Origin of the sequence: Ensifer sp. ENS11 (genome assembly GCF_014851895.1) — a bacterium.
GTDB lineage: Bacteria > Pseudomonadota > Alphaproteobacteria > Rhizobiales > Rhizobiaceae > Ensifer > Ensifer canadensis.
In genome coordinates this window covers 65,775-79,380 of the sequence record NZ_JACVAN010000013.1, presented here as the reverse complement: position 1 = coordinate 79,380, position 13,606 = coordinate 65,775, and the positions used below count along the sequence as shown (strand labels likewise).

At 57.7% G+C, this 13,606-nt stretch carries 11 protein-coding genes; 8 read left to right on the top strand and 3 right to left on the bottom strand.

Features of this window, described 5'->3' with window-relative positions; translation table 11 throughout:
* The first annotated feature begins 1,015 nt into the window (after positions 1 to 1,015).
* Both IB264_RS22540 and IB264_RS22535 read left to right on the top strand, forming a co-directional pair.
* The gene (locus IB264_RS22540; protein ID WP_192434154.1) at positions 1,016 to 1,627 is read left to right on the top strand and encodes a chloramphenicol phosphotransferase; all 612 of its coding nucleotides are present in this window, start codon (positions 1,016 to 1,018) and stop codon (positions 1,625 to 1,627) included.
* Between the two features lie 1,704 nt (positions 1,628 to 3,331).
* The gene (locus IB264_RS22535; RefSeq protein ID WP_192434153.1) at positions 3,332 to 3,769 is read left to right on the top strand and encodes a hypothetical protein; all 438 of its coding nucleotides are present in this window, start codon (positions 3,332 to 3,334) and stop codon (positions 3,767 to 3,769) included.
* Positions 3,770 to 3,992: 223 nt separating this feature from the next.
* Here the strand turns inward: IB264_RS22535 and IB264_RS22530 are convergent, their stop codons facing one another.
* Positions 3,993 to 4,199, bottom strand: a complete 207-nt coding sequence (locus IB264_RS22530) for a cold-shock protein (RefSeq protein ID WP_025431283.1) — start codon at positions 4,197 to 4,199, stop codon at positions 3,993 to 3,995.
* Positions 4,200 to 7,073: 2,874 nt separating this feature from the next.
* Between IB264_RS22530 and IB264_RS22525 the strand changes: the two genes are divergently transcribed.
* On the top strand, positions 7,074 to 7,310 hold the full coding sequence (locus IB264_RS22525; RefSeq protein WP_192434152.1) for a hypothetical protein: 237 nt from the start codon (positions 7,074 to 7,076) through the stop codon (positions 7,308 to 7,310).
* 114 nt (positions 7,311 to 7,424) lie between these two features.
* Entirely contained in the window at positions 7,425 to 7,814 is a 390-nt protein-coding gene (locus tag IB264_RS22520) for a hypothetical protein (protein ID WP_192434150.1), read from the top strand.
* Between the two features lie 57 nt (positions 7,815 to 7,871).
* Here IB264_RS22520 and IB264_RS22515 read toward each other — a convergent pair whose 3' ends face one another.
* Positions 7,872 to 8,651 (bottom strand): protocatechuate 3,4-dioxygenase, encoded by a 780-nt coding sequence (locus IB264_RS22515; protein ID WP_192434148.1) that lies wholly within the window; start codon positions 8,649 to 8,651, stop codon positions 7,872 to 7,874.
* Positions 8,652 to 8,860: 209 nt separating this feature from the next.
* Between IB264_RS22515 and IB264_RS22510 the strand changes: the two genes are divergently transcribed.
* From IB264_RS22510 to IB264_RS22500, 3 genes are all read left to right on the top strand, one after another.
* On the top strand, positions 8,861 to 9,175 hold the full coding sequence (locus IB264_RS22510) for a hypothetical protein (protein WP_192434146.1): 315 nt from the start codon (positions 8,861 to 8,863) through the stop codon (positions 9,173 to 9,175).
* A gap of 307 nt (positions 9,176 to 9,482) precedes the next feature.
* Positions 9,483 to 10,448, top strand: coding sequence for a magnesium and cobalt transport protein CorA (locus IB264_RS22505; protein WP_192434144.1), 966 nt, complete (start codon positions 9,483 to 9,485; stop codon positions 10,446 to 10,448).
* 288 nt (positions 10,449 to 10,736) lie between these two features.
* Positions 10,737 to 11,255, top strand: a complete 519-nt coding sequence (locus IB264_RS22500; protein ID WP_084814620.1) for a DUF4334 domain-containing protein — start codon at positions 10,737 to 10,739, stop codon at positions 11,253 to 11,255.
* Positions 11,256 to 11,395: 140 nt separating this feature from the next.
* Here IB264_RS22500 and IB264_RS22495 read toward each other — a convergent pair whose 3' ends face one another.
* Positions 11,396 to 11,668 carry a DUF2188 domain-containing protein gene (locus IB264_RS22495; protein WP_192434142.1) on the bottom strand — a complete coding sequence of 91 codons (273 nt, stop codon included), beginning with the start codon at positions 11,666 to 11,668 and terminating at the stop codon, positions 11,396 to 11,398.
* 314 nt (positions 11,669 to 11,982) lie between these two features.
* Between IB264_RS22495 and IB264_RS22490 the strand changes: the two genes are divergently transcribed.
* Complete coding sequence (locus IB264_RS22490) at positions 11,983 to 12,966, top strand: L,D-transpeptidase (protein WP_084814622.1); 984 nt, start codon at positions 11,983 to 11,985, stop codon at positions 12,964 to 12,966.
* Positions 12,967 to 13,606: the final 640 nt, after the last annotated feature.

Below are 13,606 nucleotides of genomic sequence, written 5' to 3'. Positions count from 1 at the left end.
CAACACGCGACCTCCCCTCCTCCTCTTTCGTCTCTCGGTAGAGGGATTGCGTTAGTTCGATTGCTGCGACACCACCGGGAGGTAGACAGTCGGGGTTGAGGGCTTGTTGCCAACAAACGAGCTTCCGACAAGGAGATAGGCCGCAAGTGCGAGGACCGAGATGAGTAATATACCAACGGGCATGCCGGCGGAGGCGTGACGTTCTGGCTTCAGGTAGTTTCTTTCACCCAACATAGCGAACTCCATTTGCACGACCGGAACGGGGAAAGGGTGCAGGTGGTTCCCGGGAAACGGGCGGAGTTGAGGGACAGGTTGCTAGAACCTGTGGGCGGCATTTTAGCACCATGACCGGTGCTTCGCCTGAGACCGCAGGTAGCATGTGGCCCGGATATCTAGATTGTTCGCGCCTGTTCGTAGCTAATTCGGGCGCTTTCAAACAGGAGGCGCTGAAATATGCCGAACAAAGAACTCCGCCCCTGGTCGTTCAAACGCAGATTCCGAAATCTGGGTGCTGCTTCATGGGGAATGCGGGTGCCCGACGATTTTGCCACAGTTGTGAAATGCGACCTCAAGCATCTGTATACAGTGCGCAGCAGTCTCGGCGAGCGGTTCCGTTGACAGCCTCGGTTATGTCACTGCGTGTGGGAAATGGCGATATTGCTCGCGTTATCACCGACGGCTCGATCGAGTGCCAGTTGAATAGCGGTGATCTCATTTCCAGCGACATCCCGTCATTCGGCCCAATGGCTCGACGAGGCCAAGTGCTTTCCGGCCGGGTTGGTCATGCATGGTGCGATTCCGTTGGGAAGATCTAGATTGTCGTAACGCGAGTCTTTCAAACAACGGCCTTCGCTTTCACCGGCCAATGAAAGGAGGGTTCACCCAGTCTGGCGCCAAAATTCGCGCAAGGACACTAACAGGGTAACTGGGCAGTTTTGGTTGCACGACGGCCGTTGCGACACTGGAGAAATAACCTATTGTTGTCGTGGTACAACGTTACGAGGCTAATGCTGCAATGCGCGTTTTCGTTTTGCTAATGGGCTTCCCCGGCGTCGGGAAACTGACAATTGCCAACGAATTGCGTAGCCTCGTTTCTGCAAAAGTCATTGATAACCATTGGTTCAACAATCCAATATTCCGCCTCCTGGACGACGACGGGATGACGCCCCTCCCGAACGGGATATCGGAATACACTGGAAGAATCCGACAGGTCGTTCTGGATGCGATTGTGGCCTACAGCCCCCCTTCGGCAAACTTCATCTTCACGCAGGCCCTCGTCCAAGGCAACCAAGGTAGTATTCGCACATTTGAACAGATAGCCGGCGCGGCGCGGCAATGTGCGGCGCCGCTCATTCCCATAAGATTGCTTTGCGATGAGGACGAGTTGGCGCGCCGTGTTTCCACTCCCACACGCCGTGAGCAACTGAAGTCGATTGACGCAAGAGCCTCCAGAGAGAGAAGCAGAAAAGCGCTGGTCTTCGATCCCCAACACCCCTTTGCCGCGGATTTGGACGTCACTTCGAAATCAGCGAAGGCCAGTGCAAAGGCAATCCAGCAACATTTTATCCGAGTGATTTCCGGCGATTTTGGTCCACCTCCAACGACAGGTTTCGTTACCCAGTCATAGATACGATTTGGTTCTCCCGGTATTGCTCACGACCAGTCCCGACAGGTGTGCGCAAGTCTCTGCTTTGAAGGGTCAGTCATCGCCATTGGGGCTTCCACCGCTGCTGCACGACGAGCCGGGATGGCCAAGCTATTCCGCCGCTGGCCGCCCTGGTCGCGGCAAAAGTCTAAGCGCCACTCCCCTTCCCCTCTACAAGTACCCAGGCTGCCCATCATCAACCGCCCTGGCCGCGAAACTATGTTCGCACGGGCCTCAACAAACCCGCAGGGACTGACCGCGTTCGTCTTGCCCATCCTCCGCCACGGACGCCGGCCGTCTTTACGGCGCTCTGATACGATCGCAGCGTAGCGATCTTGACCATCAAATCGGCATTGCCAACAAATCTGCCCCGGTTGCCTAACAGGAGCGCGCCGCTGTTATTGGGTGTGCACTGCTAACTATATGAACTTGCTTTCAATGCACCACATAACGGCATAGATATCATACTTTACTTCCGCCACGTAAACGCCGATGCAGCACGGTTGTATTGTTGCGCGTAGCGAGGGCCCGTTGATTTCGGGCAGAAGTCACTTGAGATACCGTTTCGCGGGCCTACGTTTGCCTCGCCACGGCCCAAAAAAATCGGCCGCTTGCGAAGTGCGGGGCTGCCATTTCCATTGGACGCGGGCATTGCCCGGCTGTAGTTCGAGGGGATTCTTCACTAGGGACGAGCTAGGCGATCTCGTCTACCGATGTAGAAAAGCCCGGGCCTATCCGAGGTGGGCGCTACCGAGCGCTTAGACCTTGTCGGGGACCCGACTGGCTTTCGTTACTGCGAGATCCTCAGGCTCCAGAGGTTATCAACTGGCGCATCGTGCGAACAGGAAACCGGGCGATCATACTGGGATCCCGGACGTTTTGGGACTCTATCGCCAGCAGGCGATTTGCCCAGCATGTTGTTGCTATGTCATAGCACTTTGATGCATATGCCCGAAGTTGACTAATTGACCAGACGCTGATGCCGCCGCCGTTGAGGGACACTCAACCCATGCGTCGCACCTGGTGGCCCGGATTTTCGCCACAGCATGTTGCACGAAAGTGTCCGGTGGCTTGGCCGTTCAAGGGATGCGCAAAAACAGGAGCTTAAGACGCATAGGCGGATCAGAAAGATTGCGACGTTGCGTTGAAACGTTCCCGCGCCGGCCAGGTTGGAGATTCAAGAGGACGATTTGCGCAGCACACGTGTCGAAGCATGAAGCCCCCTCGCCCCGACAGGCCCCGCTAGTTTCGATCAATCCTGGCCGGCCGGAAGCCGAGCGCGGACTAGCTATTCGGCGATCTGTGGATCGACGGGTTGATCAGCGGTTTTCGGAGAACCGATATCTCGGGCGTCCGGTTCGTGAGTCCATTCGCCGATTGGTCAGTCGGTAGTGCGGGCAAGCTGTGCAACCGGTCCCAACGTGCGGTTCACCTGATCCCAAACGTCCAATCACGCCATGACCCGGCACGTATCTCCGCATCTCCTCTCGCCTTCGCGTTGCCAGATCGTGATGCTTCCGTCGTGGTTTTTGAAAGACGAGATCCAAAAGGGGCGGATTTTCGCCGCAACACGCCATATGACGTACGATATTGCCCGCCACCAGCATCGTGATTGGACAGCGCCAACGACTAGGAACAGGCTGCTGCTGGGCTGGCTTTCGCAACGTCGTTTGATTGGAGGCGACAATGAAGCATCACACCTTGGAGCAGTTGCAGACCATCGCGCAGATAGAGCCAATTTTCGGTGCGTGCGGGATGACACGCCGCCAGCGACTGGAACGTTGGGCCGAGTTGTTGGAAGGGGTTCGGCACAGGCACCTCGATACGCTACACGAGACTGAGTTTCAGTTTAGCGACGAGCGAAATGCTCTGCGTAGTGACTACTCGCCGATAACCGTCGCCTTCCGCGATCCAGTGCTGCTTGCGGCTGGCATGGAAAACGACACCTATGGTGAGGCGAAACGCTTCTTTGAGATCTGTGACGAGGAACTGCATGACATCGTCTGCTACTGTCACTTCGGCACGACGGTGAGTGCGGCTGCCGCGGCGCGCCAGGTCCGTGGGTTACTTTCGGAGCGTCCGCAAAGCTTCTGGTCGGCAGTGGCTGCATTTTTCATCGCCTAGGCAGTGGCTGCGGCCGCGATTTGTTGGCGATTGCCGCCAAGGGAGCCACCTCATTGCGTCTGGACGCTTTGACTTGGTTCTTCGGCAAAGATGTGCGGTTGAATGCATCGTTCGGAACGGTCTTGCGCATCTTGGATGCCGTCCGCAGATCTCAAGTTCTCGCATGTCCGTCCGCCATTGGCCAGCGCCGCCAGCCAATGGGGAGGTTGCTCTAGGAGTCGGGTCAGGTCCGCAGGTTGTCAGCCGATGTCTTGCCTGATTTGCGGTCTTCGACCAGGTCGTAGCTGATCTTTTGGCCGTCGTTCAGGCCGCGCATCCCTGCCCGCTCAACGGCGGATGCATGAACGAAGACGTCTGTACCGCCATCGTCGGGTTGGATGAAGCCATAGCCCTTCGTCGAGTTAAACCACTTCACGGTACCAGTCGCCATAACATTCCCCTTCGTAAGCCTTGGAACCAGGGGTTCGCACGGCGTTTGTTGCGCAATCAAAACTAATCGATCGGGCGCAGAAGGGAAGAGGGTGCTTCAAATTTAGTGTTCTGACATGTTCGTTGTCGCCTGAGCTACCCGCCACGCGGATTTCCTCTGCAAAGAGAGCGGCGCTGTGCAGTGCATAGGTGCTTGCGGTTCTTGTGGGCGGCGGTGTGGCCGTCGCGCAAAATGTCCGGACCAAATCGGCGTTGATGCTGGATTTGTTGTCTGCGGACAACGAATGTCGGTTGTTCGTACTATTGATACAACCGGAGATAGCAGTGTAGAGGATCAACGTCGGCGCCTTCATTGTTGTCAGCAGACAACAATGGTCGGGCGATAGGCCGCCGCCCATGTCTACGAGGTGCGGCCGGCGCCACTGTGATTGTTGCCTTGCGGGCATTGCCATCAGGCCGCGACGCTGTTGATGCAAGAAGGCGGCGTCTTCCCGGTGGACGAATGACAGAGCGGTCCGTGGGGTGCTGATCACACACGCGTTTGCGTTGGTGCCGACGGCTTGGAATTATTGCGAGCTGCGGCTTGGCATCGCGATGGCTCCATCAGTGGCTGGCGCCGAAGGGTGGCACCGCGTGCGATGTTGTCTGCAGACAACATCGCTGTTTCAATTACAGACGGCCACTGAAGGTGAGGAAACTGCTCAGGCTACATCATCGTGTGCGGAGCATGATTGTCGCTGAAATTGTGTTGATTGCCATCGGCAAAGCTTTTGGGGGCTACAGAGATCTGCTTGCTGGCGACGTTGTCTGCTGACAACATCGCGTCTTCGGTTTGACTGCATATGCGTTACGGCGGGCCGGAGGACATGGTCGAGGTGTGGGCTATTGCGGAGAGGTGGAGCCTGGCGTTCTCGTGTGCGCACATCCTTAGGGACGGGTCTCTCACGCGAGATGACAAGACGAAACGACCATCCCTCACCGGCAGGCGGCAAGTAGTCAGAAATGTGAGGTCGGCTATTTCGCAAAAAGAACACGGCATCAAGGAAAGCGGCGCCGGCGTAGCGGCGCGGCGACGATCGCGACGCGGCTGATAGAGCGGTCAATCGGTTGCGGGCTAGTTCGCCATGCCTCTCGGTGTAGCGACTGGCGCAGGGTGGGAGCCGTGATCGGTGCGACAATCGGAGGTATACCCAAGGGCACCGCACAGGCGATAGCGTTAGGTGCTGCGTCCGGAGCGGCATTTCAATGCCAGTTGTTTGTGCCCAATCATGTTGCGGCGCGTTGCCGCACTCCATCTGCCGGTTGGCGGCATGAGAGCAGGCAATCTCGAAATTTGGATCCATATAGCGGCGAAGCTGGGTGCTGCGCCCGTAGATCTCACAACAAATGACGACGATTACAGCATCGAAAATGCCCGCGACGGAGGAATGTTGCGAGGCGAGCCTGCAGTTGGACGGCAAGGATGAACGCGCTGTGACGTGGCGTTGGCTCCACAGAGCGGTGATTGGAGGAGGCGACACAGGCGCAGACGTGATTTCTCTGAAGCAATCGTACCGGGTGCGTATTGCTGGCTTTGTTCTTCGATTTCTTGCTTTGGCAAAGACGTGCCATCCCAATAGATCGGCATGATGTGCATGCCGGCAATGCTACGCCGCACCTGTGGCACGCGATCGGCATTGCTTGCAAAAGTGCCGGCATTGGAGAAGTCCGTACGGGCCGGCTACTTCGCTTCGTCAACTTGAGCAGCGGCACTTTGTGCGCGCCAGAAAGCTTCGGCGATTGCCTTGGCCGTGACGCAGTCGTCTGCGGAATCTTGCCTAGCTACCGCCGTTGCGGGTTGCGTGCACACGGGCGCCGTCTCCCAAACCTTTCCGATTCCAAACTTGTAATTGCGTACGGGGATCGCGGAGCGGTTTACTTCGGCATCGACACCGGATCGGACTTCGATCAATATTCCCTTCGTTAATCGCGCATTTGGCGATCGCCGCTCGGTGCACCCTCGGTCGCCGGGTAACGCAAGTCCTTATGACGCCGGTCGAAATCTGTGGCATTCTGACCACGGTTCAATATTGCGCGGAAGCACTGTTGGACCCGGCTCAATATCGCGCGGCTCAGAGCCACGCCTTTGACATAATGGGTGCTACAATGCCAGCGGCGAGGAGTTCTGGCGGCGCAGATGGCATACTTTGCTTCCCGAGAACGGCGTATTGGGGCTGATAAATCACCCCAACAGCCAATCTGACCCACCGGACACAATGCGGGCGATTGCAAGAGTGACGGAAGCAAATGTTGAATTCACTTCCTGTTGGTAAAACTTCGCTGCAAATTCAATTAATTAAGAGCTCACGATTTCGCGCGCATTGCCTTGCAAATGCCGCTGCATTGACCTGTGTGAGTGTAAAACTTCTATCCGGCAAGCTACAGTCTGTCGGAAGCTCATTCAGGAACGCCCGGAGTTCTTTGGACGCGACAAGATCGGCGGCGACGATCCGTCTTCTGCCGGCTTGATAGTCCATTCGCCCGAAGAATGGACGATGGAGCGTGAGCCCTTCATTTAGCAAAGGCCGATAGCTGGAGGCACAAGCCGAGCGAGGCCTGGCACCAACTTCACATCACCGCCTGATCATCCGCCATTTGTTGTAATAGCCACGCCATTTTCCCACCAACTGTTGTGAATGCAAAAGGCGGCATGAATCGCGTGAGCGCCGGATAGGCTGGCGGTTCGGTCCTTTTCGCAAGTGTGCCGATCACTTACGAACCAGGTATGTGCCGTGTATCGACAACTTGTCTTTGATTTGCTTTAATCACGCAATTAGACGTGGGGGCTTCCATGGCCTGGGACGGTTGGAACAGAGACGGCGCTGGATGTGTGAGGATGTCTACCGTCCTTGCTTGGAACAGCGCAGTACTGTTAAGCGAGAATGCGGATATCGGCTTGCGGATTGAGTTCACAGACGAGCCGGAATCGCACAATGTCAGCGCGCTTCAGTTCGGCCTGACAGCGGCGCAAGCAAGAGCCTTGAGCGCCGATCTGGCAGCTCATGCCGACAAACTTGAAACGCAGCACTTCGGCATATCCACATCGATGCGACAGGGACAGTGCGCCGGTTGACGCGGGCGGTGGGCACGGTGTGCTGTGGGCCCGCAAGACACTCGCGTCGACGAGGTCAGTTGTTCGCTGCCCGGGTTCGCACGCTGCCATACCTTCGTCGCGAGGAGAAACCGTATGTTCAGTGAACCCGGGGTGCAAGGAGAGGTCGAGGCCGTTGGTGAGCCTGGTACTCGTTGGCTGGAGCCACAACCCATCGCTGTCGAGATTCTGCATCCTTCGTTGCTCACAGCGCTTGAGCAACGCAACGACGTGGAGGATTTTCAGGGCTATCTGGCCCGTGTCTACGAAATGCCGGGAGATGCTCTAAACGGCTTCTTTCATATCGCCGTCAATCCAATGACATCCGAGGCTGCCGGCCTGCATTCCGTCAGCTTGGTCATGGGCGAAAAGTATGCAGAAGACATCGAGCTTGCCATCGGACCGATCTGGCTCGATGCAAGCGACGAAAATGAAGCAGCGGCCGAACTCTACGCAATCTTGAAGGATGTCGGCCGGCTCGCCTGACCTGAGGGAAACGCAGACCTTTTGGGGGTTCCGCGGCGATTGATCCGCAATGCCAATCTACGCGCCTGCGACACCGATAGTGTAACTTGCTTGCAGAATGCCGATTTCGAGCCGTTCGACGTCGAAGATGAATCCCGACGCCTCCGCCGCAGAAAAGACGCTGTCGCCGCCGTTCACCGTATCGCGCTGCGGGCGCGCTGCGTAATCGGGGTGGCCTTGATAGACGATATCGCTGAGCGCGTCGTCGAACAGGAGTTGTGTGACCAGCAACTCCCTGCCATCAATCACGATACGCAGATGGACATGGACGGTACGGCCACTGTACCAGCCAGGATAAATGCTGAGAAAATTCACACGGCCCTCGGCGTCGCTGATCTGCCTGCCACGCAAAAATGAAAGGCTGCGGGCGTCTTGATCGTCCGCGTTGCACATCCCTGCCGCGCGCCCGGAATAAACGCCGCGCGTATCGGCATGCCAAATCTCGACGTCTGCACTCTTTATCGGGTTGCAATCCTCAGACCGCACAAGGCGCAAGCTGATGCGGGTGGGCAGTCCGTTGACGCCTTGTGTCACGTCGCGTCGGATGGGAACGTCATTGGTATGGCAGGGACCGAGGGTCTGCGCGAGGGTGGTGAGACATTGGGGTTGCTCGCGAAACACCGGATCGGGCAAGTCAGCGGGCACTCCAGCCGTGCCGCCGGCTCGCAGCCCAGAGACGGTCCAGTCGATGCTGTCACGCGACACCGCATCGCCGCCGCCGCTCCTGCCGGACAGCAGAGCAACGCTTGCTCCTGCCAGAAGGGCTCCTCCTCCAAGAATGATGGTACGTCGTCTCATCGCCTGGCCGTTCCCAAAGTTCGCAACGAAGATCACGCCCGCTACACACGAATAGACCAACAGAGACAGTGAGCAAAATTACGTTTTCGTCACACCATATCGCGTCTCGTGCCAGTACTTGTCCCTGGTATGTCAAAGTTAATTGTGTGAGGGCGGCCCTTAAGATCAGCATGGCGAGCTACGAAATCGGAACCGAACAGGATGTCCGAATGCCCGATTGGCGCGCCGTAATCCTTGAGCAGGCAGAGATCGCCATGGCGGTCGAAAAAGTTGTACTGCAGGCCCTGTCACGTGAGCAGCTTGCCAAGGCAGAAGCGCTGCACCTGTGGTCAAGGGTTGGGGAACTTTGCGTCAAGGCGCAAACCGTCGGCGACGAGATGGAAGACGGTCACGCGGATCTCGAGACGATCAAGGATTTCGAGGCGATCGAGGACATGTATCGCGCGCTTCATGCGTCGCTCGATGCGCGCCTGGTGATGATGGCAGGGCTCGGCGCGCAAGTGTGCTCTGACGGACTTCACTGAACGTCGAGCGCATATCCAATCGGCGAGAGCCCGCACTGTCTTTTCCGGCTACAGACTCTACTGCAACCGAGGCTCACCATGTCGCTACGGGTGAGCAGCGTTTGGCCGTGCCGACCGCGGTCGAGTGTGCACGAAGGCAGTTGCTCTTACTGCAGTCGGTGGGTATGCCGATGCGTAGGAAGCAGGTCGGATCTCGTTGCTTTGTTGCCAATAACCGACCGGAGCGCCACTCTTCTCGCACCGTTACCTGTCTCAGGCACTAATCTCACCGGGCCTTTTCCGGCCCCCCGCAATATGGATCGAATTGATGAGCGTCGTCGCGTCGTATTTGTATCGCAACGGAAAGCGTGCGGATACGCTCGAGCTTTCCGGACAAGCGTTGGTAATGGATGAAAGCGAGTTCGCCTGGATCGGGCTTCACGACCCGACGCCGGAGGAAATGACGGCAGTTGCCGCGGCGTTCGGGCTTCACCCACTTGCCGTTGAAGATGCGCTCAATGGAAATCAGATCGCCAAGGTGGAGGTCTACGGCGAGCAACTGTTCGTAATTGCCAAGACGGCCCATCTGGAGAAGGACAAGATCGTCTACGGCGAGACGGCGATCTTTGTCGGCAGACACCACATCATCACGGTCCGGCAAGGCTCGGCACGCAGTCACACAGAGTTGAGAGCACAGCTCGAGGCATCGCCGCAATTGCTGGCGCGAGGGACCGACTATGTCCTTCACGCGGTCATCGATTTCATTGTCGACGGCTACCTGCCGATCGTTCAGACGATCGAGGACAAGGTTCTCGGCATGGAAAAACACATGCTTGTGGCCTTTCTTGAGCGGGATGAAATCAGGCGGATTTTCCGGCTGCGGCGGCAGGTCATCCTGTTCCAACGCATTCTCGGCCCGATGTCGGAAGTCGCCAGCAAATTGGTTCACCTGGAACTCCCGTGCGTCGACGATAACGCCAGACCATATTTCCGCGACGTGCTGGATCATATCAGACGCGTCGAAGGCATGGTTGCCGGTCTGCGCGAGGTCATCACATCCGTGTTTGAAGCCAGTAATCTGCTCGAACAACAGAGACAAGGAACGATCACGCGACAGCTGGCTGCGTGGGCTGCGATCCTCGCTGTGCCGACCGCTATTGCTGGCATCTACGGCATGAACTTCAAACATATGCCCGAACTTGACACGCTCTATGGCTACTACGCAGTTCTCGGGGTGATTGTCTTCCTCTGTGTGGTGCTCTTCCTGCGCTTCCGCAAGGTTGGGTGGCTTTAGCACAACGAGCGCTGCGTCAGCATGCGTGGGAGATGGCCTGGTGGGTGAGCGTAGTCCTCGAGGGAACAGAGGGTCAATCCGCTGACGTCCGCGGAAAACACGCCGGTCGTTAAGGCAGAGAACCCCTGCACGCCGGTGTTTGACGGGAACAATTCTGCGGTTCCGCGCTTACAGTAGTGCATGCGCAAAAACGATCCAGAACTTAATCCCTCCGGATCGTGTGCAGGATGGCCTCTTTCTTGGAGGCCATCATTTATGGTTGACGGCTGACATCCCGACGGAAATGCCATGATTGATCTCACGCCGATTACCACCGTGGAAGCCCTAGGACGCTTTCGCAAACTCCCACCCGTCTATGGGCACGAACTCGCTGGGCTGTGGCGCGGCTCTGGTGTGCCAACAGGCCACCCCTTGGATGGGGTTCTTGAAAACCTCGGCTGGTTTGGCAAGCGCTTTCATCCGAACCTTCGCGCCGATGCACTTCTGTTTCAAATCGGTCCCGGTCGACTGGTCGCACTCGAACCGGCCTATATCCCCCTGGGATTGGCATTGCGCCTGGGATCGATCGGGCGCACGCGTCTAGTTCGTCATTGTTTTCGGTTCCTGCAACGCCCGCTGCGGGCGCGTGGGCCAACCGCTACCCTCGAGATGCAGGACTTCGAAGGAATACGTTCAGCGGCCATGCGCTATGACCGGCAGCCAATCATGGACCGATTTCGACGGATCGGCGACCATCAGTTGTTTGGAATGATGTCAGCCCACCGCGACCCTCGGCCCTATTTCTTCACCCTGACGCGTCAGGAATAGCGCCGCGGCGTTGCCGATACCGGCACAGCTTGCTGGGAACGCACCTTGATCAATGCGCTGAAGTTTCTTAGCCGGCTATCCGCATAGTTTCGCTGGGCGCAAATGGCCGCAAATTTTGTGATTGCCGCTGCGTCCACCATCTATGAGGTTTCGTGCCCCGTTGGATGGTTGCCCTCATCGACCACTTCGGTATCAGGCCGATCTTCGCCATCAGCATGTTCCTGGCGCCAATGCCCGCTTCGGTCCTGATACTCGATTTCCGCGTCTTTCCCCGCGCTTTGGTGTTCCTGAGCGGCAATGCGCGCTGCTTCAAGAGCGTCGTCATGAGTGGGGAAAGTTTCCGAGAAGACATCGCCCGACTTGTACGCCCAACCGCCGTCATGGGGGACAACCTCGTATCTCGCTTTCGTCATATACACCTCCGATGCAAGAAGCCCGGTTTGACGACGCTAGGCTGTTTTCTGCAACGCCCATGGCTCCTGCCTAAACGGATGTGCCGTATTTCAACAGCCGCGATGAGCGTCCGCAACCGGGCATGTCAGATCCCATATAGGGCGCCGAGATCATGTTGGTACCGCATCCAGAGCCCTTCCGCGGCACACCGGCACACCCATTACCAGGGCCATCTGCCAGGTGCAGATCACCGCATGGCCAAGACTTCCGATCGTTGTTTTCCGCCCCGGGGCGTCGAATTGGAACAATGCACACCGACACTCGTTGGAAGCCCATGAACAGAGACAAATTTGTTGCAGCACTTACGGTATCAACACTGATCTGCGGCCCTGCCATGAGTTTCGAACTTTTGCCAGAGACAATCAATAGGGCGTCGCTCGGTTCTATCTCCACAGCCGCAACTTCGTTGGCACCTCCAGACAATCCGGACCCTGCCATTGTGCAGCTTCAAGTGCTGTTGGACCGCGCCGGGGCGTCCCCAGGCGTGATCGACGGGTATTTCGGCGAGAATGTCAGCAAAGCAATCGCAGGCTTTGAGGCCATGCACGGACTACCTTCCGACGGCAAGCTCGATCCGGAAGTTATCGCTCGTCTCAACAACAATGCGCCGGTCGTTCACAGCTACAAAATCACCGCGGCAGATACGGCCGGCCTGGTTCAATCGATCCCGGCGGACTACGGCGAGAAAGCCCGGATGGATCACCTCGGTTATACAAGCGTGGCGGAGAAGTTGTCCGAGCGCTTTCATATGGACATCGATCTAATCAAGGCGCTCAACCCGCAATCGTCCTTTGCCGTCGGCGAAACGATATCGGTAACGATGCCAGGCCCGCCCAAGACCGGGAAGGTTAAACGGATCGAGGCCAACAGACGGACGGCACATCTCTATGCCTATGGCGAAGACGGTACCCTATTGGCAGTCTATCCAGCAACAATTGGCAGTTCCGAGACACCTGCGCCCTCCGGTAAGCACAAGGTCAAGGGCGTGGCGCGAATGCCTATCTATGTCTACAACCCCAAGATCAACTTCAAGCAGGGCGACAACAGGAAAGTTCTGACAATACCCAGTGGGCCAAATGGGCCAGTTGGCACCGTATGGATCGATCTTTCGAAACCGACATACGGCATCCACGGCACACCGGAGCCTGCCCTCATCGATAAGGTCGGTTCGCACGGCTGCGTGCGCCTTGCAAACTGGGATGTAGAGGAATTGGCCGCAATGGTCGAACCGGGCGTCTCTGTCGAATTTGTGGAGTAACTTCCGATTTCTTGAAGTGCGACCGCATGGATTGGCCTGCGCACCTCACCGTTGACGGAAAGTGACCCGGTATCAACTGCCGTCAGCAGGTCTCGATAGGCGATCAAGTGGACCTAGCTCACGCTGTTCTGATTCTCACGCCACTGGCATTCACGCAACCGGCCCGCTCGGGGACGCCCGCGGGCGGCTCTTCTCGTTGCCATCCTGAGCATAAACACCCCCGTCGACCGCAGCGGCGGCCATTCTCTAGTTGCCCTGGCGCGCCGCCTCCCCCGCTGCGTCGCAACCGATCACGGGGTTTCACCCTGACAAAGCGCCCGACCACCACCAGGTCGCCATTTCGCGCGTGGCCTGCAGAAATCCGCAGCGGCTGGTGCCTTAATGCGAATTGGTGGGCCTGACCCGACCGGCTTCGCCTCTTCCGCTTATCCTCACCAGATACGCAAGCCCGCAAACGAGGGTGACGGAGCCCGGCAATAATCCGGCGATCGCGCGGGCATGGGCAATCGGCTCTTTCAGGGACCAGCGCGGCGTAGGGGAGCAGGCTGCTACAGGCTGCGGCGCAGGCAAGGGCAAGCCCTCCTCCACATCCGTTTCGGCCCTGCGGGTGCTCGCGCCGCTCGTGGCCTTCCGCTGCTGG